General features: G+C 72.4%; 19 protein-coding genes. 6 read left to right on the top strand and 13 right to left on the bottom strand.

The window, feature by feature from the left end; all coding sequences use genetic code 11:
- Positions 1-10: 10 nt before the first annotated feature.
- Positions 11-739 (top strand): RNA polymerase sigma factor, encoded by a 729-nt coding sequence (locus tag FHR37_RS25995; protein ID WP_237769116.1) that lies wholly within the window; start codon positions 11-13, stop codon positions 737-739.
- On the top strand, positions 736-1,281 hold the full coding sequence (locus FHR37_RS26000) for a hypothetical protein (RefSeq protein WP_092889891.1): 546 nt from the start codon (positions 736-738) through the stop codon (positions 1,279-1,281). The genes FHR37_RS25995 and FHR37_RS26000 overlap by 4 nt, the downstream gene beginning before the upstream one ends.
- A gap of 150 nt (positions 1,282-1,431) precedes the next feature.
- On the opposite strand, the gene FHR37_RS26005 is transcribed toward FHR37_RS26000, so the two are convergent.
- On the bottom strand, positions 1,432-2,040 hold the full coding sequence (locus FHR37_RS26005; protein ID WP_139239227.1) for a hypothetical protein: 609 nt from the start codon (positions 2,038-2,040) through the stop codon (positions 1,432-1,434).
- A 213-nt stretch (positions 2,041-2,253) separates the two neighbouring features.
- Between FHR37_RS26005 and FHR37_RS26010 the strand changes: the two genes are divergently transcribed.
- Positions 2,254-3,876 (top strand): alkaline phosphatase D family protein, encoded by a 1,623-nt coding sequence (locus FHR37_RS26010; protein WP_092889897.1) that lies wholly within the window; start codon positions 2,254-2,256, stop codon positions 3,874-3,876.
- Positions 3,877-3,896: 20 nt separating this feature from the next.
- Here the strand turns inward: FHR37_RS26010 and FHR37_RS26015 are convergent, their stop codons facing one another.
- The 8 genes from FHR37_RS26015 to FHR37_RS26050 form a co-directional block, all read right to left on the bottom strand.
- Positions 3,897-5,381: a dihydrolipoamide acetyltransferase family protein gene (locus FHR37_RS26015; RefSeq protein WP_092889900.1), complete on the bottom strand. Its 1,485-nt coding sequence runs from the start codon at positions 5,379-5,381 to the stop codon at positions 3,897-3,899.
- A gap of 27 nt (positions 5,382-5,408) precedes the next feature.
- Positions 5,409-6,389, bottom strand: coding sequence for an alpha-ketoacid dehydrogenase subunit beta (locus FHR37_RS26020; protein WP_092889903.1), 981 nt, complete (start codon positions 6,387-6,389; stop codon positions 5,409-5,411).
- Entirely contained in the window at positions 6,386-7,549 is a 1,164-nt protein-coding gene (pdhA, locus tag FHR37_RS26025) for a pyruvate dehydrogenase (acetyl-transferring) E1 component subunit alpha (protein WP_237769117.1), read from the bottom strand. The genes FHR37_RS26020 and pdhA overlap by 4 nt, the downstream gene beginning before the upstream one ends.
- Positions 7,550-7,943: 394 nt before the next feature.
- Positions 7,944-9,092: a CaiB/BaiF CoA transferase family protein gene (locus FHR37_RS26030; protein ID WP_092889909.1), complete on the bottom strand. Its 1,149-nt coding sequence runs from the start codon at positions 9,090-9,092 to the stop codon at positions 7,944-7,946.
- 27 nt (positions 9,093-9,119) lie between these two features.
- Positions 9,120-10,277 (bottom strand): acyl-CoA dehydrogenase family protein, encoded by a 1,158-nt coding sequence (locus tag FHR37_RS26035; RefSeq protein WP_092889912.1) that lies wholly within the window; start codon positions 10,275-10,277, stop codon positions 9,120-9,122.
- Between the two features lie 41 nt (positions 10,278-10,318).
- A complete protein-coding gene (locus FHR37_RS31055) occupies positions 10,319-11,149 on the bottom strand; it encodes a hypothetical protein (RefSeq protein WP_202818399.1) in 831 nt (276 codons plus the stop codon).
- 167 nt (positions 11,150-11,316) lie between these two features.
- On the bottom strand, positions 11,317-11,946 hold the full coding sequence (locus tag FHR37_RS26045) for a hypothetical protein (protein ID WP_092889915.1): 630 nt from the start codon (positions 11,944-11,946) through the stop codon (positions 11,317-11,319).
- Between the two features lie 81 nt (positions 11,947-12,027).
- Positions 12,028-14,178 (bottom strand): 3-hydroxyacyl-CoA dehydrogenase NAD-binding domain-containing protein, encoded by a 2,151-nt coding sequence (locus FHR37_RS26050; RefSeq protein WP_092889943.1) that lies wholly within the window; start codon positions 14,176-14,178, stop codon positions 12,028-12,030.
- 327 nt (positions 14,179-14,505) lie between these two features.
- Between FHR37_RS26050 and FHR37_RS26055 the strand changes: the two genes are divergently transcribed.
- A complete protein-coding gene (locus FHR37_RS26055; protein ID WP_092889919.1) occupies positions 14,506-16,638 on the top strand; it encodes an amylo-alpha-1,6-glucosidase in 2,133 nt (710 codons plus the stop codon).
- Positions 16,639-16,764: 126 nt separating this feature from the next.
- Complete coding sequence (locus FHR37_RS26060) at positions 16,765-18,198, top strand: sulfatase family protein (RefSeq protein ID WP_237769118.1); 1,434 nt, start codon at positions 16,765-16,767, stop codon at positions 18,196-18,198.
- Between the two features lie 54 nt (positions 18,199-18,252).
- Here the strand turns inward: FHR37_RS26060 and FHR37_RS26065 are convergent, their stop codons facing one another.
- From FHR37_RS26065 to FHR37_RS26075, 3 genes are all read right to left on the bottom strand, one after another.
- Positions 18,253-19,071 carry an aminoglycoside phosphotransferase family protein gene (locus tag FHR37_RS26065; RefSeq protein ID WP_237769119.1) on the bottom strand — a complete coding sequence of 273 codons (819 nt, stop codon included), beginning with the start codon at positions 19,069-19,071 and terminating at the stop codon, positions 18,253-18,255.
- 78 nt (positions 19,072-19,149) lie between these two features.
- Positions 19,150-19,659, bottom strand: coding sequence for a P-loop NTPase family protein (locus tag FHR37_RS26070; RefSeq protein ID WP_139239228.1), 510 nt, complete (start codon positions 19,657-19,659; stop codon positions 19,150-19,152).
- Between the two features lie 235 nt (positions 19,660-19,894).
- A complete protein-coding gene (locus tag FHR37_RS26075) occupies positions 19,895-20,626 on the bottom strand; it encodes an FMN-dependent NADH-azoreductase (protein ID WP_092889928.1) in 732 nt (243 codons plus the stop codon).
- Between the two features lie 93 nt (positions 20,627-20,719).
- Between FHR37_RS26075 and FHR37_RS26080 the strand changes: the two genes are divergently transcribed.
- Positions 20,720-21,715, top strand: coding sequence for a sigma-70 family RNA polymerase sigma factor (locus FHR37_RS26080; RefSeq protein ID WP_092889931.1), 996 nt, complete (start codon positions 20,720-20,722; stop codon positions 21,713-21,715).
- Between the two features lie 45 nt (positions 21,716-21,760).
- Here FHR37_RS26080 and FHR37_RS26085 read toward each other — a convergent pair whose 3' ends face one another.
- Complete coding sequence (locus FHR37_RS26085) at positions 21,761-22,963, bottom strand: acetyl-CoA C-acetyltransferase (protein WP_092889933.1); 1,203 nt, start codon at positions 22,961-22,963, stop codon at positions 21,761-21,763.
- Between the last annotated feature and the right edge of the window lie 123 nt (positions 22,964-23,086).

Consider the following 23,086-nt stretch of genomic DNA (forward strand, 5'->3'; position numbering starts at 1 on the left):
TAGACGGGATGTGGATCAACTCCGGCCCACCGGCGTGCCCGACGGGGAGCTCTGGCGCAAAGCCGCCAAGGGCGACGACCCGTCGGCGTTCGGTGAGCTCTTCGAGCGCCACATCGACGCCGTCTACAACCACTGCTTCCGTCGTACCGGATCGTGGGAAGCAGCGGAGGACCTCGCCTCCGTGGTGTTCCTGGAGGCCTGGCGGCGCCGGCACGACGTGTCGCTCAGCGGAGAGTCGATCCTTCCCTGGCTGCTCGCGGTGGCCAACAACGTCGTCCGCAACCGCGACCGCAGCCTCCGGCGTCATCGGCGCCTGCTCGCGAAACTGCCCCCGGCGGTGGTCGCTCCCGACCCCGCCGACGACGCGGTGTCGCGAGTCGACGACGAACGCGCCATGCAACGGGTGCTCGAGGTCTTCACCCGTCTTCTGCCAGACGAGCAGGACGTGCTCGCGTTGTGCGTCTGGGCCGGACTCAGCTACACCGACGCCGCCGTCGCCCTCGGAATCCCCGTCGGCACGGTGCGCTCCCGGCTCTCCCGCGCCCGCGAACACCTACGCCGGCTTGCCGGGCTGGAGGCGGGCGCGGGACGAACGGGGGGTCCCGCGCCCACCTCGAGCCCGGGAAGTGGCCAGGGACCGGCCCAGGGGAGGGCCTCGGGAAGGGCCCCGGGGAGGGCCCAGGGAAGGGCTCTGTCGGCGCACCGCTCGAACCACGTGAACGGGGAACTCCAGCCATGACTGACGACGACTTCCACCTCCCGCCCCCGCGTACGATGCCGCGGGAACGCCGGGACGCGCTCCGCGCCGCGCTCGTCGCCGAGGTGAGCGGCACCGGCCGCCCGTGGTGGCGGCGCACCTGGAAGGGTGCGGCCGTCGGAGGAAGCGCGTTCGCGATGGTGCTGGCCGGCGGCGTGGCCACCGCCTACGTCGCGTTCAAACCGCCGAGCGACACCAGCAGCGTGATGTGCTACTCCGCACCGAAGGTCGACGCGTCGCGGGTCGACGTCACCCGGGTCGCGGTCGCACGGAAGATGCCGGCGGGAAGCTCCGCCTCGGCCAGTGGCACCGTCGCCATCCACGACCCGGTCGCCGCGTGCGGGCAGGCGTGGCGAAACGGCCTCGTCTCCGCCGGCACCCGGGGCTCCACCGCAGTCACGCCGGGCCGATCGGCCCGCGTCCCCCTTCTTGTGGCGTGCACACTCGACAAGGGCGTGGCGGGGGTGTTCCCGGGACCTCCCTCCACCTGTGAACGCCTCGGCCTGCCGAGCGCCACGAGATGAGCCGGCCGCGCTGCCCCCGGGCGGCGGCGCGGCCGGCGAGCCCCCACGACCGGGCCGGGCGTGACCCGCTCGGCCCGGTCGACCTCCCGGTCCTCGCCGAGCTTTCGTACCCGAGAGGCACGGAGGGCCGGTGGGCCGAGAGAGGTTGGCTCAGAAGAACTTGATCGACGAGGTCCGGTCGTTCATCGTGCCGAACGTCGAGCAACTCCCGTCGCAGTAGCGGTAACTGCCGGTGTAGCTGGTGCCGTCGTGGTGGCGGCCCAGGCAGTTGGAGTACGTCCGGGCCGCGGAGATGCGGTTGTCGAAACCGAGACTGGACATGCTCGGGAAGCCGTACCACGTGCCGGAGTAGCAGCCGGAGCCGCTGGAGCCGTAGAGGACCAGCGAGTCACCGCCGTAGTTGGAGTCTTCGTACTCGATGCCGACCAGTGGCTGGGCGGCGAACGAGGAACCGGTGGACACGACTCCCGCGGCCTGCAGTTGCCGGGTGCTCACCGAGCGGGCACCGGGAGCCAGCCGGACCCGGCCGGCCGTTGCGTAGGAGACGGATTCGGCGAACGAGCCGAAGCAGGAGACCCTGCTCGGCTTGGCGAGGTGGGCACCGGTGTCCGCCTGCGCGGCGCGCATGGCCGGCATGCCGACCGCACAGTGCCGGGATCGGTCGGGGACAGTGGTGGCCGCCTGTGCGGCCTGGGCCTGCCAGGACACGAGAACGAACGTGGCCAGGACGGCCAGCCACGTATATCGACGTCGACGCACGATGAGTACCTCCCGGTAAGGGCCTGCCCCCGCATGATGACATGTACCACTCGTCACGGTCACGTACGTTTGTCCGGTAATCACCTAACGTACCCGCGGTCTTACGGTGGTGGCGGCCTCGGCCGTACGGAATCTTCGGTGGTTCGCTGATCGCCACCGGCACGTCACCGGCCGTTGTGCCGCCGGTCACCGCGCGGGCGTACACAGACGATCATGTCCGCATCTCGTGCCTCCCGGTCGGCCACGTCTCCCCGGCCGTCCCAGCCGACCCCGTCGTCCGCGCTGCCGCGCCGCACGCTGTTGCGTGCGGGGCTCGCCACCGCCGGCATCGCCACCGCCTCGCTCACCGGCTCCGGAACCGCGCTCGCGGCACCGGCCGCGCTCCGCTCGGGCCGGCCGCGCCTGACCCACGGCGTCGCCAGCGGTGACCCGACCGCGAACGGCGCGGTGGTGTGGGCCCGCGCCGACCGCACCGCCCGGATGTGGGTCGAGGTCGCCCGTACGCCGGACTTCCGCCGGACGGTCACCGTGCCCGGACCCGTGCTCACCGCGCAGACCAACCACACCGGACGGGTCGACCTGCACGGCCTGCCGTCCGGCCAGGAGGTCTTCTACCGCGTCCACCTCGAGGATCCCGACCGGCACGGTGTCGTCGGCGAGGCCCTGTCCGGCCGGCTGGTCACCGCGCCCCGGCACCGCCGGGACGTGCGGTTCGTGTGGTCGGGCGACATGGTGGGGCAGGGCTTCGGCGCCAACCCCGACCTCGGCGGCATCCCCATCTTCGACCGGATGCGCTCCCTCTCCCCGGACTTCTTCCTGCACTCCGGAGACTCCGTCTACGCCGACGGCCCGCTGACCGAGTCCGTCGCGCTCCCCGACGGCCGGGTCTACCGCAACGTCGTGACGGAGGAGAAGAGCCGGGTCGCGCAGACCCTGGACGAGTACCGCGGCCAGTGGGCGTACAACCTGCTGGACCGCAACGTCCGCGCGTTCGCCGCGGAGGTTCCGCAGGTCAACCAGTGGGACGACCACGAGGTGCACAACAACTGGTACCCGGGCCAGATCCTGGACGACGACCGCTACACCGAGAAGCGGGTGGACGTGCTGGCGGCGCGGGCGCGGCGGGCGTTCTTCGAGTGGATGCCGATCCGGACGTCACACCGCGACCCCGAGGGCCGGGTGTACCGGAAGGTGTCGTACGGGCCGCTGCTGGACGTGTTCGTGCTGGACATGCGGACCCACAAGGACCCGAACACCCCCGGCCTGGAGACCGTCCCCGACGGCGGCGTACTCGGTTGGCGGCAGCAGCAGTGGCTCACCGACGGGCTGCTCCAGTCCCGCGCCACCTGGAAGGTCGTGGCCAACGACCTGCCCCTCGGCCTGGTCGTCCCCGACGGCGTGACCGCGATGGAGGGCCTCGCCCAGGGCGACCCGGGCGCGCCGAAGGGACGTGAGCTCGAGCTCGCCACCCTGCTGTCGACCCTGCGCCGCCACCGGGTCGAGAACGTCGTCTGGCTGACCGCCGACGTCCACTACACGGCCGCGCACCACTACTCGCCGGACCGGGCGGCCTTCACCGACTTCTCGCCGTTCTGGGAGTTCGTGTCCGGTCCGCTCAACGCCGGCGCGTTCGGGCCGAACAAGCTGGACGCGACGTTCGGGCCGGAGGCGGTCTACGTGCACGCACCACCGCGCCAGGGCGCCTCGCCGATGGAGGGCTGGCAGCACTTCGGCGAGGTGGAGATCGCCGGGGACAGCGGGGAGCTGACCGTACGGCTGCGCGACCAGGAGGCGAACGTGTTGTACGCACGGACGCTCACCCCCGGCCGCCGCTGACCGGCTGGCTCCGCCCGAGCTCAGGCGAGCAGCAGGGCGGAGGCGGGGTCCTCCAGCACGCTCGCGACGTCCATCAGGAAGCGCGAGCCCTGTTCGCCGTCGACGATGCGGTGGTCGAACGACAGCGACAACGTCGCCACCCAGCGCGGGACCACCTCGTCGTCGACGACCCACGGCTGCTTGCGGATCGCTCCGACGGCGAGGATCCCGGACTCGCCGGGGTTCAGGATCGGCGTGCCGCCGTCGACGCCGAACACGCCGACGTTGGTGATCGTGAACGTCGTACCCAGCATGTCCGCGGGCTGCGTCTTACCGGCCCGGGCGGTCTGGGTCAGCTCGGTCAGCGACCGGGCCAGGTCGACCAGCGGCATCCGGTCGGCGTTCTTGACGTGCGGCACCATCAGCCCGCGCGGCGTGGCCGCGGCGATGCCGAGGTTGACGTGGTGCTTGAGGACGATCTCACCGGCCGGCTCGTCCCAGGTCGCGTTGAGTTCGGGGGTACGCCGCAGCGCGAGCAGGCAGGCCTTGGCGACCACGACCAGCGGGGACAGCCGGACGTCGGCGAAGTCGCGGCGGGCGCGCAGCCGGTCCAGCAGCTCCATCGTCGCGGTGGCGTCCACGCTGACCCACTCGGTCACGTGCGGGGCGGTGAACGCGCTCTGGGTGACCGCCTGCGCGGTGGCCCTGCGTACGCCGCGGACCGGGATCCGGGTATCGCCGGCGCCCGCGGACACGGCGGCCTGGACGGGCTCGGCCGGGGTGACGTCGGCCGGGGCGGCGGCTGTCGTGCCGGCGGCGAAGGCCTCCACGTCGGCCCGGGTGACGGTGCCGTTCGGCCCGGTGCGCGGCACCTGGTTCAGGTCGACGCCGAGATCCTTGGCGAGCTTGCGGACCGGCGGCTTGGCGAGCACACCGGGGCTGGTGGGAGCTGCGGGGGCGGGGGCCGGCGCGGGAGTCGCGGGTACGGGAGGGGCCGCGGGAACGGCGGGAGCAGCGGGAGCAGAGGCCGCCGGAGCGGGAGCCGCCGTGGTGGTACGCGGGCGGCGACGGGCGGAGGTCGTCCGCGGGCCGTACCCGACGAGCATGCTGGTCTTCTGCTCGTCGGCGGCCGCGGCCTTCTCGGTGGTCGCGCCCGGGGTCCCGGCGGCGACGTCGAACGAGCCGGCGACGGCCGCCTCGGCCGCTTGGGGAGCGGAGGCTGCCGGAGCCGCCTCGGCGGCCGGAGCGCCTGCGGCCGCCGATCCCGGAGCGACCGCCGCACCGGGCGCGGCCACCCGGATGATCGGCGTACCGACCGGAACGACCTGGCCCTCGGGCACCAGCAGTTCGGCGATCGTCCCGGCGTACGGGCACGGGAGCTCGACCAGCGACTTCGCGGTCTCGATCTCGACCACGACGTCGTTGACCTTCACCTCGTCACCCGGCTTGACCCGCCAGGACACGATCTCGGCCTCGACCAGACCCTCGCCCACGTCGGGGAGCCGGAACTCGCGCGCTTCGGTCATGGACCTTCCCTTCGTACGTTCGGGCCCTCAGTAGGCGAGTACGCGGTCGACCGCGTCGAGGATGCGGTCCAGGTCGGGCAGGAAGTCCTCCTCCGCCCGGGCCGGTGGGTACGGCGTGTCGAACCCGCCCACCCGCCGCACCGGTGCCTGCAGGGAGTAGAAGCACTCCTCGGTGATCCGGGTGGCGAGCTCGGCGCCCAGGCCACCGGTGATCGGCGCCTCGTGCACGGTGACGACGCGACCGGTCCGGCGTACCAGCTCATACACCGGGTCCAGGTCGAGCGGCGACAGTGTGCGCAGGTCGACGACGGCGAGGTTCCGGCCCTCCTCGGTGGCGGCCTGCGCGGCTTCCAGGCAGGTCTTCACCATCGGCCCGTACGCCAGCAGCACCGCGTCGGTGCCGTCGCGCACGACCCGGGACGCGAACAGCGGGTACGGCGCCTCACCGGCCTCGGTCTCGACCTCGGCCCTCTCGTAGTAGCGGCGCTTGGGTTCGAGGAAGATCACCGGGTCGTCGCTGGCCACGGACTGCTGGATCATCCAGTACGCGTCGCCGGGATTGGAGCAGGCGACGACCTTCAGCCCGGCGGTGTGGGCGAAGTAGGCCTCGGGGGACTCCGAGTGGTGCTCGACCGCGCCGATGCCGCCGCCGAACGGGATCCGGATCACGATCGGCATCGGGAGCCGGCCCTGGGAACGGGCCCGCATCTTGGCGACCTGGCTGACGATCTGGTCGTACGCCGGGTAGACGAAGCCGTCGAACTGGATCTCGCAGATCGGCCGGTAGCCGCGCAGCGCGAGGCCGATGGCGGTGCCGACGATGCCGGACTCCGCCAGCGGGGTGTCGATCACGCGGTCCTCGCCGAAGTCCTTCTGGAGTCCGTCGGTGACCCGGAAGACGCCGCCGAGCCGGCCGATGTCCTCGCCCATGATGATGACCTTCGGGTCGTCCTCCATGGCGCGGCGCAGGCCGGCGTTCAGGCTCTTGGCCAGGGTGAGCGCGGTCATCGGGTCACCTCCGCGTGGGGCGCGCCGCCGTCGGCCGCTCCGCCAGAAGGATGGAAGGACGCGTGGTACTCGCGGAACCACTCCTGCTGGGCGCGTAGCTCGGGGGTCATCTCTGCGTACACCCGGTCGAACGTCGCCGCGAGGTCGGGTTCGGGCATGGAGAGCGTGCCGGCGCGGACGTGGGCGGCGAGGTCGTCGGCCTCGGTGTCCAGGTCGGCGAGGAACGCGTCGTCGATCAGGGCGTTGCGGGTGAGGTACGCCTTGACCCGGGCCAGCGGGTCCTTGAGTTTCCAGTGCTCCAGCTCGTCCTGCAGGCGGTACCGCGTCGGGTCGTCGGTGGTGGTGTGCGCGCCCATGCGGTAGGTGAAGGCCTCGATCAGCGTCGGGCCGCCGCCGTCGCGGGCCTGCTGCAGCGCCGCCTTGGTGACGGCGTAGCAGGCGAGGACGTCGTTGCCGTCGACGCGTACGCCGGGGAAGCCGAAGCCCGCGGCCCGGCGGTAGAGCGGGATCCGGGACTGCTTCTCCTGCGGGGCGGAGATGGCCCACTGGTTGTTCTGCAGGAAGTAGACGGTCGGGGTGTTGAACACCGCGGACCAGATGAACGACTCGTTCACGTCGCCCTGGGCGCTGGCCCCGTCACCGAAGTAGGCGAGCACCGCGGCGTCCCGCTCGGGGTCGCCGGTGCCGACGCAGCCGTCGCGCTGCATGCCCATCGCGTAACCGGTCGCGTGCAGCGTCTGCGCGCCGATGACGATCGTGTAGAGGTGGAAGTTGACCTCGGCCGGGTCCCAGCCGCCGTTGTCGACGCCGCGGAAGAGGCTGATCAGCGCCAGCGGGTCGATGCCGCGACACCACGCGACGCCGTGCTCGCGGTAGGTCGGGAAGATGAAGTCCTGCTGCCGGACCGCGCGGCCGGAGCCGATCTGCGCGGCCTCCTGGCCGAGCAGCGACGCCCAGATGCCGAGCTCGCCCTGCCGCTGGAGGGCGATCGCCTCGGCGTCGATGCGCCGGGTGAGCACCATGTCACGGTAGAAGCCCCTGACCGCCTCGTCGTCCAGATCGAACGCGTAGTCGGGATGCTCGCAGCGCTCGCCCTCGGGCGTGAGCAGCTGCACGAGGTCGGGCTCACCCGCCGGGGCCCCGAACGTGCCTTCAGTCACCGTGCACTCCTTCAGTCCATCGGTGGGCGGGGTCGCCGCCACCGGGCCGGAGCTCAAGCCGTGTCGGACTCGTCGCCACCGGTGGGCGCGACCAACGTCCGACACGCACGGCTGTGACCGATCGCACAGCCGTGCCACCTAACGTACCGACAGCGCCCGCTCGACGCACCCGAACCCTGGCTGCGTCAGGTCGTCCCAAGCGTGCCCGCCTGGGTTGTCCGTCCAGGATCTGCCCTTCCGGCCAGACCGCACCATGTCGGATCCGACGGTTAGCCGCAACCGAAGTCGTTCGGCTCCCACAGTTTGTCGGACGTCCGAACGGATGGTCGGGCGTACGACTATCCGCGCCGGTCAGGGGCCGGTCGGCGGGGTTGGCCGCGCAGGTCGCGCAGAGTCACCGGGCGACCGCGACCGCGCCGGAGCGGACCAACTCGCCGATCTCCGCCTCGCCGAACCCCGCACCGGCCAGCACCTCCCGGGTGTGGGCGCCCGGGGCGGGTGCCGGACCCGGCACCCCGCTCGGCGTCCGCGACAGCCGGGGCGCGGGGGCGGGCTGGACCTGCCCACCGACGTCCACGAACGATCTCCGGGCCACCGCCTGCGGATGACGGGGCGCCTCGGCCGGGTCGAGCACCGGGGTCACGCAGGCGTCGGTGCCGGCGAAGCGTTCGGCCCAGTCGTCCCGGGTGCCGGTGGCCAGCACCGCCGCGAACGTCTCGTGCAGCACCGGCCAGCCCGCCTCGTCGTACTGCCCGGGCAGGTCCTCGTCGACCAGGCCCAGCCCGGCGAGGAGTGCTGCGTAGAAGCGCGGCTCCAGCGCGGCCACCGCGACGAACCGGCCGTCCGCGCAGGGGTAGCAGCGGTAGAACGGCGCGCCGCCGTCCAGCAGGTTGCCGCCGCGCGGCCCGGTCCACATGCCGTCGGCGAGCAGCCCGTGCAGTTGCGCGGACAGCAGCGCGGCGCCCTCGACCATCGCCGCGTCCACGACCTGGCCGTGGCCGGAGCGTTCGCGTTCCCACAGCGCGGCGAGGATGCCGACGACCGCGAGCATGCCGCCGCCGGCGAAGTCCGCGACGTAGTTCAGCGGCGGGGTGGGCGGCGCGCCGGCCGGGCCGATCGGCGCCAGCACCCCGGACACCGCGAGGTAGTCCAGGTCGTGCCCGGCCTCCTTCGCACCCGGTCCGTCCTGGCCCCACCCGCTGATCCGGGCGTAGACCAGCCGCGGGTTGACGGCCAGGCACTCCTCGGGTCCGATGCCGAGGCGTTCGCACACACCCGGGCGGAAGCCCTCGATCAGCACGTCGGCGGATTCGGCCAGCCGGAGCGCGACCGCGATCGCCTCCGGGTGCTTGAGGTCCAGGGCGATCGACCGCCGCCCACGCGCCAGCGGGTCGCCCGGCCGCGCCGGGGCGCCGGTCACCGAGTCGTGCCGGTCCACCCGCACCACCTCGGCGCCGAGGTCGGCCAGCATCGTCGCCGCGAACGGCACGGGGGCGAGGTTGGTGAACTCCAGGACACGTACGCCGGTCAGCGGGCCACTCATCCGCCCATCATTCCCGCGTGGGGCGTCTTACTCCCCGGAAGGGTCCGCGAGCATGGCGCGGCTGATGATGTCCTTCATGATCTCGGAGGTGCCGGCGTAGATGCGCTGCACCCGCGCGTCGGCGTACGCCCGGCAGATGGGGTACTCCCACATGTAGCCGTAGCCGCCGTGCATCTGCACACAGTCGTCGACGACCCGGCCGAGCATCTCGGTCGCGAACAGCTTCGCCTGCGCGGCCGACGGCGCGTCCAGCGCACCGGCGTTGGCGGCGAGCACGCACTGGTCGACGTACGCCTGCGCCACGTCCACCTCGGTCCGCAGCGAGGCGAGCCGGAACCTCGTGTCCTGGAACGCCGACAGCGGCCGGCCGAACGCCTGGCGTTCGCGCACGTACGCGATCGTGTCCCGCAGCGCGACCTCCGCGCTGGCGACCGCGCTCATCGCGACCACCAGGCGTTCCTGGGCGAACTGCCGGGTCAGCTGGACGAACCCCTCGCCCGGGTGGCCGAGCACGTTCTCCTTCGGGACGCGGCAGCCGTCGAAGAACAGCTCCGCGGTGTCCTGCGTACGCAACCCCAGCTTGTCGAGCTTGCGGCCCCGGGTGAAGCCGGGCGTGCCGCTCTCCACGAGGAACAGCCCGATGCCGTGCCGGCGGTCGGGTTCGGTGCGGGCGGCGACGAGAACGACGTCGGCGGTGATGCCGTTGGAGATGAACGTCTTGGCGCCGTCCAGCACCCAGTGGTCGCCGTCCTCGACCGCCCGGGTGCGCAGGGCGGCGGCGTCCGAGCCGGCCTCAGGTTCGGTGATCGCGATCGCCAGCACGGTCTCGCCGGTGACCGCGCGGGTGAGGTACCTGCGCTTCTGGCTGCGGGTGGCGGCGTGCAGGAGGTACGGCGCGACGACGCCGTTGTGCAGGCCGAGCCCGAAGCCGGACTCGTGCACCGCGGCGAGCTCCTCGACCATCACCTGCTCGTAGCGCAGGTCGGTGACGCCGAGCCCGCCGTACGCCTCGTCGGCGGCGGGCACCAGGAACCCCTGCCGCCCGGCGGCCAGCCAGACGTCCCGGTCGACCAGGCCGGCCTTGTCCCAGCCGGGCTGGCGGGGCACGACCTCCCGGGCACAGAACGTACGAAAAGACTCCCGGAAGGCGTCGTGGTCGGCGTCGAAGTAGCCGTAGGCCCGCATGGTCTCGATCCTGCCGTGCCCGGCCGGGGACGTAAACGGGGTCAGCGCACCGAACCCCGCAGCAGCAGGCCGATGCCCGCGGCCCCGCCGGCCCACAACAGGCTGACGAACGTGCCGATGATGAACCGCTCGGCGGCGCCGGAGGCGCGCAGGTCGGGGTAGCGGCCCAGGCCCTTGACGGCGAGCACCACCGCGACGCCCTCGCCGTACCCCACCAGCAGGCAGCTCGCGATCGCGGCCCGCTCGAGCACGCCGATCCAGGCGCCACCGCGGAGTACGGGACGGCCGGTGCGCACCCGGCCGGGCCGGCGCGGCGTCTCCGTCCCGGTGATGCTCCGGGCCGCGCCGGGCACCCCGGCGGGCAGTCCGCCGCTGCCGGACAGGCCCCGCTCGGCGGCCACGCCGGACAGGGGGTCGCTGCCGGGCGAGGACGGGCGGGCGCCGGTCCCCGCGAGCGCTCCCCCGTCGGGCCGCCCGGGCGTCGCCTGGGCTCCCGGAGTCGTTCCCGGACCGCCGGGCGTCCCCCCGTCCGGCCCCTCGCCGGCCGGTGGCGCCGGCGCCACCGGCCGGGTGATGTCGGGGATCCCGGACTCGCCGGCGCCGCGCAGGATCGCGTGGGTCACGGGTTCGCCGCCGGAGATCGCCACCGCGACGCTCAGCACGACGGCGAGCACCTGGATCTCGTGCGACGGGTCGCCGGCCACCCCGCTCGCGAACAGTCCGGCCAGCCCGAGCAGGCCAGCGGGTACGAAGGCCACCAGCCACCAGGGGAGCTGCTCGACCCGGTCGTGGAGCGTCGGCACCCACGACCCGACGGCGACCACGGCCAGCAGGGCGAGGACGACCAGCGCCAGATCGCCCCACACGTTCATCCGGAACTCACCTCGTCCCCTCCCCGTCGTCCCCGTTCGGCAGGTGCTCCGTCGGCAGGTGCTCCGTCGGCCGGTGCTCCGTCAGCAGGTGCTCTCCGTACTCTGACAGCCGCTCTGCGTACTGTGACAGGTGCCCGGTGGCCTTTCCTGGTGCTCGTACGTACTTTTCAGTCGCGACCGGAGGTGGCCGCCGGGCTGCGGTCCGTCCGGTCGGCCTGGGTGAGCAGCCTGGCCGCCAGCGGCCGGGCCCCGCGCTCCTCCTGCCACAGGGCGGTGCGCAGCCGCTGGCTCACCGCCTGCGGGCTGATCTTGAGGTCGGTGGCGATGTCCTTCTGCGGGAGCCCCTGCTTCATCAGGTCGACCACCTCCCAGCCGGGTCCGGTGCGGCGCTGCACCACCGCCGACAGGAGCGCGAGCAGGGACTCCGCCTCGGTGGCCGTACGCGGGTCAGGCCCGACCACGGCCAGCCGGGACGGGGTGTTCTTCGCCCGCTCGACCGCCTCCCGGGCGTTGATGAACGCCGGCCCGGCGGCCGCGCGCACGCTCGCCGGGATCGGTTCGCGGATCGGTCCCACGCCCACTCCCGCCCACCAGTCGCCGGCCCGGACGACGTCGAGCACGACGTCGACCGCGTCGTCGGGATGGTTGAGCAACCCCTGCACCTCGTCCCCCGCCGTGCGTTCGAAGTCGCGGACGAACCGCGCGGATGCCGGGTTCGCGCGCAGCCGGGCGAGCAAACCGTCGATCTTGTCGACGCCGTTGCGGCTGCCGCGCTGATCAAGCGTGAGAACCAGCATGTTTCCCTCCGGTACTCACAGGGACCGAGGTCCGGGGGCGACATTATCCAGGCGAGAGGCTTGATTGGGGGGAAACAAGTCTCACCACTTGATGGGGGGTGGCTGGAACCGGTCGCCGTAACGCGCCATCAGCTCCTTGGCACGCGCCGTGAACACCGCGGGCCCGCCGTACGCCGAGACGAACTGCGCGGCACCGCCGGTCCAGGCCGGGAAGCCGATCCCGAAGACGGTCCCGACGTTGGCGTCGCGGGCTGTCTGCACGACCCCCTCGTTCAGACAGCGCAACGCCTCCAGCGCCTGGACGAACAGCAACCGGTCGGCGACGTCACCGACCGGCACCTCGCCCGGGCCGGTGGCGAACCGCTCCGCCAGCTCCGGCCACAGCCTCTTCCCCTCGTCTCCCCCGTAGTCGTAGAAACCGGCGCCGCCACCCTTGCCGGGCCGGTTCAGCTCACCCACCATCGCGTCGATCACGTCGTACGCCGGATGCGGTGCGGGCGTGCGCCCCTCCGCGGCGAGATCGGCCACCTCCTGCGCCCGCACCCGGGCCAGCAGGGTGAGGCTCACCTCGTCGGCGACGGCCAGCGGACCGACCGGGAACCCCGCCGTCCTCGCGGTGTTCTCCACCACGGCCGGCGGGACGCCCTCGACCACCATCGCGATGCCCTCGGTGACGTAGGTGCCGAACACCCGGGAGGTGAAGAAGCCGCGGCCGTCGTCGACGATGATCGGCAGCTTGCCGATCTGGCGTACGAAGTCGAACGCGGCGGCCAGCGTCACCGGCGAGGTCTGCACGCCCCGGATGATCTCCACCAGCGGCATCCGGTGGACGGGTGAGAAGAAGTGCAGCCCGACGAACCGGTCCGGTGCCCGGACCGCCTCGGCCAGGCCGGTGATCGGCAGGGTCGAGGTGTTCGACGCGAGGAACGCCCGGGGCGCGGCGCGTTCGGCGGCTGCGTGCACGGCGTTCTTCACCGCGCGGTCCTCGAACACCGCCTCCACCACCAGGTCGCAGTCGGCCAGCCCTGACGGCCCGGCCATGCCGGGCCCGGTGTCGGTGACGGTGATCCGGGACAGCACCTCGTCCCGGCGGCCGGGCGTGAGCCGGCCCTTCGCCACGCGTTCGTCCAGCAGCGCGGCGATCCGGTCCCGGCCGGCCCGGGCCTGGTCGGCGGTCACGTCGGCGAGCACGACGTCGATGCCGGCGTACGCACTGACGTGGGCGATCCCGGCGCCCATCATCCCCGCGCCCAGCACGCCGAGCGTGCGCACCGGCCGCTTCTCGTAGCCGGGCGGCTTGGACGCGCCGCGGGCCACCTCGTTCCGGCCGAACCACAGTGTGCCGATCATGTTCTTCGCGACCTGGCCGGTCACCAGGTCGCAGAAGTACCGGGTCTCGATCTCCAGCGCGGTGTCGACGTCGACGAAGCTGCCCTCGACCGCGGCGGCGAGGATGCGTTCGGGTGCGGGATAGGCGCCGTGCGTACGGCTGGTCAGCATCGCCGGAGCGGCCGACAGCGCGGCGTACCCCTGGGCGTCGGCGGGCTGGCCCGGCACCCGGAACCCCTTGCGGTCCCAGGGCTGGACCGGCCCCTCGGGCTCGGCGGCCCGGGCCTCGATCCAGGCGCGGGCCCGGGTGAGCAGGTCCTCCGGTGTAGCGGCGAGCTCGTCGACCAGCCCCGCCTTGACGGCCGCGCCCGGGCCGAGCTGGGTGCCCTCGACCAGCAGCGGCAGCGCGGCGGTGAGGCCGAGCAGCCGGACGGACCGGACGATGCCGCCGGCTCCGGGCAACAGCCCCAGCGTCACCTCGGGAAAGCCGACCCGGACGGCCGGGTCGTCCAGCGCGACCCGGTGGTGGCAGGCCAGCGCGATCTCCAGGCCGCCGCCGAGCGCGGACCCGTTGATCGCGGCGACCACGGGGCGGCCGAGGCGTTCGAGCCGGCGCAACTGCGTCTTGACGTTGGTCAGGAAGCCGCGGAACTCCGCGAGATCGCCGCGGTCGACGTCCCGCAGCATCTCCAGGTCGCCGCCGGCGAAGAAGGTCGGCTTGGCGGAGGTCAGGACCACCCCGCGCAGCTCGCCCGCGTCGCGGTCGCGTTCGAGCCGGTCCACCGCCACGCCCATCGCCGTCATGTAGTCGGCGTTCATGACGTTCGCCGACTGGCCCGGCTGGTCGAACGTCAGCGTGACGACACCGCCGGCGTCCCGGTCGTACCGCACGGCGTCTGTCATCACGTCCTCACCCACGCTCCGGGGACGGCGGATTTTTGGAGCGGTGTTCGTCGCGGTGTTGTCTGGAGACGCTACCCGCCCGACGCGGCGTTCAGTCAGTACGCCCGGCGCGCCCACGAGGCCGGAGCCGGTCCCGCCGACGAGCCGAACGGTCGGACCGGCCACACTGGCGGACCGAACGTAGGACACAATCCTGCGCCAACCGGTTCGGGCGCCAGTCCCCGTCCAAGATCAGATCGATAACAATGCGGAACGATCGGGATCAGGACGGGATCGGGGTCGGGACCGGACCGCCGGACGGACCGCCCCCGTGGTGAGGAGACGCCGATGCCGCAACCGTTCCTGCACGAGCTGGTCAGCTGCGTGCACGCCCCCGCAGTCGCGTTGTCCGACCCGGACGGGCAGATCCGGCCCGGCGGCGTCCAGGGCGTCCTGCTGCACGACCGGCGCGCCCTGTCCACCCTGCTGGTCGACGTCAACGGCGTCGAGCCGACGCCGGTCGGGCACGCGCTGCAGGACGCGGCCACGGCGCAGTTCGTGAGCGTGGCCCGCGACCTGGGCGACCCCGGGGCCGACTCGACGGTCCGGGTGGAGCGCGAACGCCGGGCGCACCCCGACGGCATCGAGGAGAACCTGACGCTGGTCAACGCGGCCCGGACCGCGGTGGAGTGCGTCGTACGGGTGCGGGCCGGGTCCGACCTCGCCGCCATGGACGACGTGCGGCGCGGCGGCCGGCCGGGCCTGGCGCCGCTGGCGGTGGCGGGTTCGGGCACCTGCGCCTGGGACGGCGGGGACGTGCGGGTGACCCTGGTGGCCGCGGACGGCGGGCAAGCCGACTCCCAGACCGGAACGGACGAGCTGACGCCGGTCGCGTACGAGACCGACGCCGAGGGCCACGCGGTGTTCGCCTGGCGGGTCCGGCTGCCCGCGCGGTCCCGCTGGTCGACCACGCTGCGGCTCACCGTCGAGGAGGCGGCGACCGCCGGAACCGGCACCGCCGCCGTGACCGCCACCAGCGCGTTCCTGCCCGCGGCCGGCGGACCCGGCTGGTCCGAGGTCGACGTCTCCGGCCCGGCCGACCTGGTGCGCCTGGTCGACCGCAGTGTCGAGGACCTGGCCGCGCTCGCGCTGGCCGACCCGATGGCGCCGGACGACGTGTTCCTCGCCGCCGGCAGCCCGTGGTTCTTCACGTTGTTCGGCCGGGACTCGCTGTGGGCGGCCCGGCTCACCCTGCCGCTCGGCACCGACCTCGCCCGCGGCACGCTGCGTACCCTCGCCCGCCGGCAGGGCACCCGGACCGACCCGGACACCGCCGAGGCGCCGGGCAAGATCCTGCACGAGGTACGCCAGGACAACCTCGCCGTCGGCGGCCCCGGCGGGCTCCCGCCGCTGTACTTCGGGACGATCGACGCCACCGCGCTGTGGATCTCGCTGCTGCACGACGCCTGGCGCTGGGGCATGCCGACCGAGGAGGTCGCCGAGTTCCTCGACCCGCTGGAGGCGGCGCTCGGCTGGCTGACCGGGGACGCCGACGCCGACGGTGACGGCTTCCTGGAGTACATCGACGAGTCCGGGCACGGCCTGGCCAACCAGGGCTGGAAGGACTCCAACGACTCCATCCAGTTCCCCGACGGCACCATCGCCGACCCGTCGATCGCGCTGAGCGAGGCGCAGGCGTACGCCCACGAGGCGGCCATCGGCGGCGCCGCCCTGCTCGAGGCGTTCGGCCGGCCCGGCGCGGACCGGCTGCGGGACTGGGCCGAGGCGATGCGCGAACGCTTCCGTACGACGTTCTGGGTGTCGGACCGGCGCGGCTCCTTCCCGGCGATCGCCCTGGACGGCGCGAAGCGGCCGGTCGACACCGCCACCTCCAACCTCGGCCACCTGCTCGGCACCGGCCTGCTCAACCCGGAGGAGTCCTCCCGGGTCGCAGCCCGGATGGCCGAGTCCGACCTGGACAGCGGCTACGGCCTGCGCACGATGAGCGCCGACGCGGCCGGGTTCAACCCGCTCGGCTACCACTCCGGCTCGGTCTGGCCGCACGACACCGCGATCGGCCTGCTCGGGCTGTCCCGGGCCGGTCACCACCGGGTCGCGGCCTCGCTGGCGTTCGGGCTGCTGCGGACCGCGCCGGACTTCGCGTACCGGCTGCCGGAGCTCTTCGCCGGCACCGACGCGCACGCCGGGGACCCGGTGCTCGCCTACCCCGCCTCGTGCCGGCCGCAGGCGTGGTCGGCGGCTGCCTCGGTGGTGATGCTCACCGCCGCGCTCGGGCTGGAGCCGGACGTACCCAACGGGACGTTGCGGGTCGCGCCGGCGGCGGACTTCGCGCAGTGGTGGCCGCTGAGGGTGAGCGGGCTGCGGATCGCCGGGCATTCGCTCGCCGTCGCGGTGGACGCCACCGGCCAGGTCGAGGTGCAGACGTCCGCGCCGGTCAAGGTCGAGACCCGGAAGGTGTAGGGACGCGACGGCGTCCGATTGGGTCACCGCCCTCGCGGGCCACGCGAGACCGGCCGTAAGGTCGGTGCCGCGTGGTCAGCGGCGACCCGCGATGCCCGCCCGACAGTTCGCGAGCGGAGGAACCGCGTGCCGACCGACCAGCGCCCTGACAGACGGCCGAACCGCCCCAACATCGTCATGGTCCTCACCGACGACCACGCCGCGCACGCCATCTCCGCCTACGACGACACTCTGCTGCAGACGCCGAACCTCGACCGGCTGGCGGACGAGGGGATGCGGTTCGACGCGACGTACTGCACGAACGCGCTGTGCGCGCCGAGCCGGGCGTCGATCCTCACCGGCACCTACAGCCACGTCAACGGCGTCCGCACGCTGACGACGTACTTCGACGCCGCGCAGCCGACGTTCGTGTCGATGCTGCGCGACGCCGGCTACCAGACCTGGCTGGCCGGCAAGTGGCACCTCGGCCACGGCGGCGAGCACGACCCTCAGGGCTTCGACCACTGGGAGGTGCTGGACGGGCAGGGGCCGTACTGGGATCCGGAGCTGATCTCCGAGCACGGCCGGCGCACCGTGCCCGGCTACACCACCACGATCCTCACCGATCTGGCCATCGAACGGATCCGGGAACGCGACCCGGACCGGCCGTTCTGCCTGCTGCTGCACCACAAGGCGCCGCACCGCAGCTGGGACCCGGACACCGCGCACGCCAAGCTGTTCGCCGACGAGGACCTGCCCGAGCCGGCCACGTTGTTCGACGACCACGCGGGGCATGGGCGCGCGGCCCGCGAGGCGCGGATGCGGATCGGCCGCGACCTGAACGAGCGTGACCTGAAGGAGCCGTTCCCGCCCGGGCTGACCGAGCCGGAGCGGACCCGGTGGGCGTACCAGCGCTACCTCAAGGACTACCTGCGCTGCGTGGTGTCGGTGGACGAGAACACCGGCCGGCTGCTGGACGTGCTCGACGACGAGGGTCTGCGCGACGACACGGTCGTGGTGTACAGCTCCGACCAGGGGTTCTTTCTCGGCGACCACGGGTGGTACGACAAGCGCTTCATGTACGACGAGTCGCTGCGGATGCCGCTGCTGGTGCGCTATCCGCCGGAGGTGCCGGCCGGGTCGACGACGGACGCGATGGCGCTGAACATCGACTTCGCGCAGACGTTCCTCGACTACGCCGGTCTCGAGCCGCTCCCGCGCATGCAGGGCGAGAGCCTGCGGCCGATCCTGCGCGGTGAGCGGCCGGACGGCTGGCGGGACTCGATCTACTACCGCTACTGGGAACACGACGACGAGCCGCACCACGTCGAGGCGCACTACGGCGTCCGCACGCAGCGGTACAAGCTGATCTACTACTACGCCCGCGGCTTCGGCCTGCCCGGCGCGTCGGAGCGCACGATGTCGCCGGAGTGGGAGCTGTTCGACCTCGAACGCGACCCGGCCGAACTGCACAACGTGTGGGCGGATCCGGCGTACGCCGCCGTACGCGAGGAACTGCGGGCGGAGCTCGCCCGGCTGCAGGCGCAGTACGCCGACGACCCCTGCGACGACCTGGCGTAGTGCTGACATGGAGTGACTTCCTGTCGAGTGCAGCGCGATCCGTTCGGCGGGCCGCTACCAGGAGACATCGTCGAGCGCTGGCCACGGCGGACCGTCCCGCAGAGCGTCGAGGAACGCGAATCCCGACCGCCTCCCGCTGGGGTGTTGGTCGTCGCGGCTCCACCGGTGGGTTGCGATGATCGCGAGGACCAGGCCCCGGCAGTCGCCCACCAGGTCCTCGTCGGCATGTGGACAGAGCCGGCCGACCTCCTCGGGCACCCACGCGAGGTCGTACTCGACCGGCCCTTCGGCGGTGTTTTCGAAGTCGACGAAAAGTGGCCCGCTCTTCGTGTCAAGCACGTTCCCCGGGTGCGGCTCGCCGTGCAGGAGCTGCTCGGGAGCGCGCCGGTCCACGATCGACCGGCCCAGGTCGCGCAGTGTGTTCGCGAGCAGCTCCCGGTCCGCATCCGCGAGTTCGGGAGTGGCGTGCCGGCTCGCAACGTCTCGCCGGGTAGCCGCGACGCGATCCGTGAAGTGCGGTGCCGTGACCTCGAGTTGCCGCAGGCCGGCATGAAGACGTTCGAGCGCCTGCGCGTAGTCGGCCGGCGGGAGTACTCGAGAACGCACAGGCTCGTAGTAGGTCCACATGGTGATCTTGAAACCGTCACCCACGAAGACGCGTGGCTCGACGCGGGCGTCGAGCGCGGCGACCGCGCTGTCGGTCCGGGCGAGCTGTTTCACGAGTTCGACCTCTCGCTCTGCGCTGGCGAAATGGGTCATGGGTGTGACCCGGGCGACGATGTCGCATGGCGTCAGCCGGACGACGAGCCGGTTCGAGTCGCTGAGGACGACCACGTCGTCGACCGTCAGGCCGAGCGATGTGGCCGTCGACATCGCTGCTTGCACCGCACGCCGAGCCCTTGCCGCGTCCATCTGTGGTTGCTCCCTTCCCTTTGAAGCAGGGCTGTGCCGTCAGCGGTGGCCGGCGTCGAATCCGTCGAGGAACTCCCTGATCGCCCGCTTGGACCTGAGCACGTCTCCGGTCACGTGTTGCCCGTGCCGGGCGATGATCGCCAGCTCGGCTTCGGGTTCGGTGCGCCGACCGCGCCAGATGGCCGGGATCAGGCGCCATTCGTCGCGCAACCGTTGCCAGGCTGAGTACTCACACCCTTCCGGCAGCCGGCCCGGCATCCGGAACCCACGCAGGAACGCTCGTCCCGCGCACCGCCACCACGGCGTGGCGAGGACCACCACGGTGTCCGCGCGTTCGAGACGGAGATCGAGCGTCTCGGTGTAGTTGCCATCGGCGATCCACGCGTCGCCGGCAAGGACACGACGTTGCTTCTCGCGCCACTCTGCCTCCGACGGTTCGACCCAGCCGGGTTTCCAGAACTGGAGGTCGAGGTGAATGAGGGGCAGGCCGGACCTGGCCGCGAGGGCGTGGGAGAGCGTGGATTTTCCGGACCCGGCCTGTCCGGTCACGACGATGCGGCGCCCCGGCGGCACAGGTTGAGCAAAATCGGATACGGCTGAGGAAGTAGACGACACAAGGACCCCTTCGGGTTACCGAGAACGAGGCCGCCACCCGGCGCACGACAGGCACGCGCCGGCGGTACAGGCGGATAGGACTCGCTGTGCCGCACATCCAGGGCAGCACGCGATGACAGGCCACTCAGGACCTGGAACGTCAACGCGCGCTTGAACGACCGGGCATTCCTCAGCTCCTCGCGGGGTCACTCGCTGCCCGCAGCGTAGCGCCTCCTCCAGCCGGGCGATACCCGGCGGCGAGCCGGCGTACGTCCTCCTCGGCGGCGGCGTAGGAACTGTCCGTCAGGTCGGCGAACCGTGCCAGCGCAGGGATGTCGCGGGTCCGGGTGAACTCCGCGCACACGACGTGCAGGTCCTCCTCGGCCACGCCGAGATCGCCGAAGTACGTGCGCAGGTAGGGCTCCTGGAAGTCGTACGCCGCCCGCGGCGTGCCCGGCCCGTACCCGCCTCCCCGCGCCAGCACCGCCACCACCCGCGTCCCGCGCAGCAGGCTGTCGCCGGTGTCGGGGTCGACGTACATGCCGGGGAACGTGATCCGGTCGATCCAGGCCTTCAGCGCCGCGGGTACGGAGAAGTTGTGCATGGGTACGCCGAGCAGGATGGTGTCCGCGTCGAGCACCTCCTCGACCAGCGGCCGGGTCAGCGCCCACTCGCGTTCCTCCCCCTGGTCGGCGACGTAGGCGGACACGTCGGCGCGCGCGATGACTCCGTGCGACTCCAACCGGGTGCCGAGCGCGACGTACGCCGGACCCACCAGCGGCACGGGGTCGGCCACCACGTCGCGGCGGACGTACCCCGCGGTGCCGTACAGGTCGTACCAGACCCGGGCGAACAACGCTGTCAACCTGCGGCTGACAGACTCTTCGGACGGGCTCGAATCCACGTGCAGCAAGGACGTCATGGGTCTGCTCCCTCTTCTCCTCGGACCGCCTGTCACCTCGGCCGGAGCCGTTTCGTCACTGGTATGACGGAAGGCGACGAGCGAAGGGGACACATGACCGACCGGGACGATCGGGGCGACCGGGACGCGCTGGCGGCCGAGTTCGAGACGCACCGCGCCCACCTGCGGGCGGTGGCGTACCGGATGCTTGGTTCGGCGGGTGAGGCCGAGGACGCCGTGCAGGAAGCCTGGTTGCGGCTCAACCGGGTCCACGCGGCCGACGACGGCAGGATCGACTCCATCGACAACCTGGGCGGCTGGCTGACCACCGTGGTGGCGCGGATCTGCCTGGACCTGCTGCGCTCGCGCAGGTCCAGGCGGGAGCAGTACGTCGGTCTGGACCTTCCCGAGGCCGCCGATCCCGCCGGGGCCGGCACCGATCAGGACACCGCGGCCCGTGCCCGCACCGATCCGGAGGCGTCGGCGATGCTCGCGGAGTCGGTCGGGCAGGCGCTACTGGTCGTGCTGGCATCCCTGTCGCCGGCCGAGCGGGTGGTGTTCATCCTGCACGACACGTTCGGGGTGCCGTTCGCGGAGATCGCACCGGTCGTGGGCAGGACCCCGGCCGCGACGAAGAGGCTCGCCAGCCGGGCACGCGGCAAGGTCCGCGCCGATCCCGCCGATCCTGCCGATCCCGCTGATCCAGCCGGCATTGCCGCTCCCGCACCCACCGGCGCCGACCTTGCCCGGCATCGCCGGGTCGTCGAGGCCTTCCTGAACGCCGTACGGGTGGGCGACGTGGACACGCTGGTGCACGTCCTCGCCCCCGGCGTCGTACGCACGGCCGATCCGGCCGCCCTGCCGGCGGGCACCCCGACCCTGGTCAGCGGCGTCGAATCCGTCGTCGAGGAGACCCGCCACTTCGCCGACCGCGCCCGGGCCGCCGAACTCGTTCTCGTCGACGGCGCACCCGGCCTCGTCGTCGCCCGCGAAGGCCGGCTGTTGCTGGCTCTGACGTTCACGATCGAGCAGGACACCATCACCGCGTACGACGTGATCGCCGACCCGGTCCGCCTGGCCGCGCTCACCCTTGCCGTACTCGACGACTGATCAGAAGACCGATTCGTACGACTGAGCGAGCGGCTCGGGCACCGCTCAGACGCGCTCGATCACCGTGGCGACACCCATGCCACCGCCCACGCAGAGGGTGACCAGGCCGCGGCGCAGGTCCCGGCGTTCCAGCTCGTCCAGCAGGCTGCCGACCAGCATCGCCCCGGTGGCGCCGAGCGGGTGGCCGAGCGCGATCGCGCCGCCGTTGACGTTCACGATCTCCGGCGACAGGTCCAGCTCGCGCATGAACCGCAGCACCACCGCGGCGAACGCCTCGTTCACCTCGTACAGATCGATGTCGGCCGGTGTCAACCCGGCCTTGTCGAGCGCGCGGCGGGCGGCCGGGCCCGGCCCGACCAGCATCAGCGTGGGGTCGGTGCCGACCGCGGCGGCGCTGACGATCCGGGCACGCGGGGTCAGGCCGAGGTCACGCCCGGCGCGTTCGCTGCCGATCAGGACCGCGGCGGCACCGTCCACGATCTGGGAGGAGTTGCCCGCGGTGTGCACGTGCCGGATACGTTCGACGCTGGGGTAGCGGTCCATCGCCACCGCGTCGAAGCCGAGCGCGCCCATCTTCGCGAAGCTCGCCGGCAGCGCGGCCAGTCCGTCGACCGTCGTCTCCGGCCGGATCGCCTCGTCCTGGTCCAGCAGCACCTCGTCGTTGACGTCGACGACCGGAACCAGCGAACGTTCGAAGTACCTCTTGTCCCGTGCCAGGGTCGCCCGCTGCTGCGACGTCGCCGCGAACGTGTCCACGTCGGCGCGGTCCAGACCCTCCAGGGTCGCCAGCAGGTCGGCACTGATGCCCTGAGGTACGAACCCGGTCTTCAGGTTGGTCTCCGGGTCGATGAACCACGCGCCGCCGTCGGAACCCATCGGCACCCGTGACATCGATTCCACACCGCCGGCGACCACCAGGTCGTCGTACCCCGACGCGACCTTCTGCGCGGCCAGGTTGACCGCCTCGAGGCCGGATGCGCAGAACCGGTTGAGCTGGGTGCCGGGCACGCCGACGTCCCAGCCGGCCACCAGCACCGCCGTCCTGGCGAGGTCCGCACCCTGTTCGCCGACCGGCGTGACGATCCCGAACACCACGTCGTCCACCCGCGCGGTGTCCAGATCGGCGCGGTTGGCGAGCGCGGTCAGCACGGTCGTGGCCAGGGTCACCGGCTTCACGCTGTGCAGGGAACCCCGCTTCCCCCTGCCCCGGGGCGTACGGACGGCATCGAAGACGAACGCGTCGGTCATGTCCCCAGCTTGCCCCCTCGCCGGTGGGCCGGGCGCCGCAACGACCGTTTCCCGGATGGGTTCGTCCTGATTTACGGCGTACGTATGGATAGGCCTGGACAGGCCTGGTTTCCGGGGACCAAT

It is taken from the genome of Actinopolymorpha cephalotaxi, from assembly GCF_013408535.1.
Classification (GTDB): domain Bacteria; phylum Actinomycetota; class Actinomycetes; order Propionibacteriales; family Actinopolymorphaceae; genus Actinopolymorpha; species Actinopolymorpha cephalotaxi.

Coding starts and splice junctions, on each gene's coding strand:
- FHR37_RS26085 (WP_092889933.1), bottom strand. CDS start 22,963: ATGACCGACGCGTTCGTCTTCGATGCCGTCCGTACGCCCCGGGGCAGG.
- FHR37_RS26035 (WP_092889912.1), bottom strand. CDS start 10,277: ATGCGGGCCTACGGCTACTTCGACGCCGACCACGACGCCTTCCGGGAG.
- FHR37_RS31055 (WP_202818399.1), bottom strand. CDS start 11,149: ATGAACGTGTGGGGCGATCTGGCGCTGGTCGTCCTCGCCCTGCTGGCC.
- FHR37_RS26055 (WP_092889919.1), top strand. CDS start 14,506: ATGCCGCAACCGTTCCTGCACGAGCTGGTCAGCTGCGTGCACGCCCCC.
- FHR37_RS26065 (WP_237769119.1), bottom strand. CDS start 19,071: ATGTCGACGGCCACATCGCTCGGCCTGACGGTCGACGACGTGGTCGTC.
- FHR37_RS26050 (WP_092889943.1), bottom strand. CDS start 14,178: ATGACAGACGCCGTGCGGTACGACCGGGACGCCGGCGGTGTCGTCACG.
- FHR37_RS26000 (WP_092889891.1), top strand. CDS start 736: ATGACTGACGACGACTTCCACCTCCCGCCCCCGCGTACGATGCCGCGG.
- FHR37_RS26020 (WP_092889903.1), bottom strand. CDS start 6,389: ATGACCGCGCTCACCCTGGCCAAGAGCCTGAACGCCGGCCTGCGCCGC.
- FHR37_RS26030 (WP_092889909.1), bottom strand. CDS start 9,092: ATGAGTGGCCCGCTGACCGGCGTACGTGTCCTGGAGTTCACCAACCTC.
- FHR37_RS26010 (WP_092889897.1), top strand. CDS start 2,254: ATGTCCGCATCTCGTGCCTCCCGGTCGGCCACGTCTCCCCGGCCGTCC.
- FHR37_RS26015 (WP_092889900.1), bottom strand. CDS start 5,381: ATGACCGAAGCGCGCGAGTTCCGGCTCCCCGACGTGGGCGAGGGTCTG.
- FHR37_RS26080 (WP_092889931.1), top strand. CDS start 20,720: ATGACCGACCGGGACGATCGGGGCGACCGGGACGCGCTGGCGGCCGAG.
- FHR37_RS26045 (WP_092889915.1), bottom strand. CDS start 11,946: ATGCTGGTTCTCACGCTTGATCAGCGCGGCAGCCGCAACGGCGTCGAC.
- FHR37_RS26075 (WP_092889928.1), bottom strand. CDS start 20,626: ATGACGTCCTTGCTGCACGTGGATTCGAGCCCGTCCGAAGAGTCTGTC.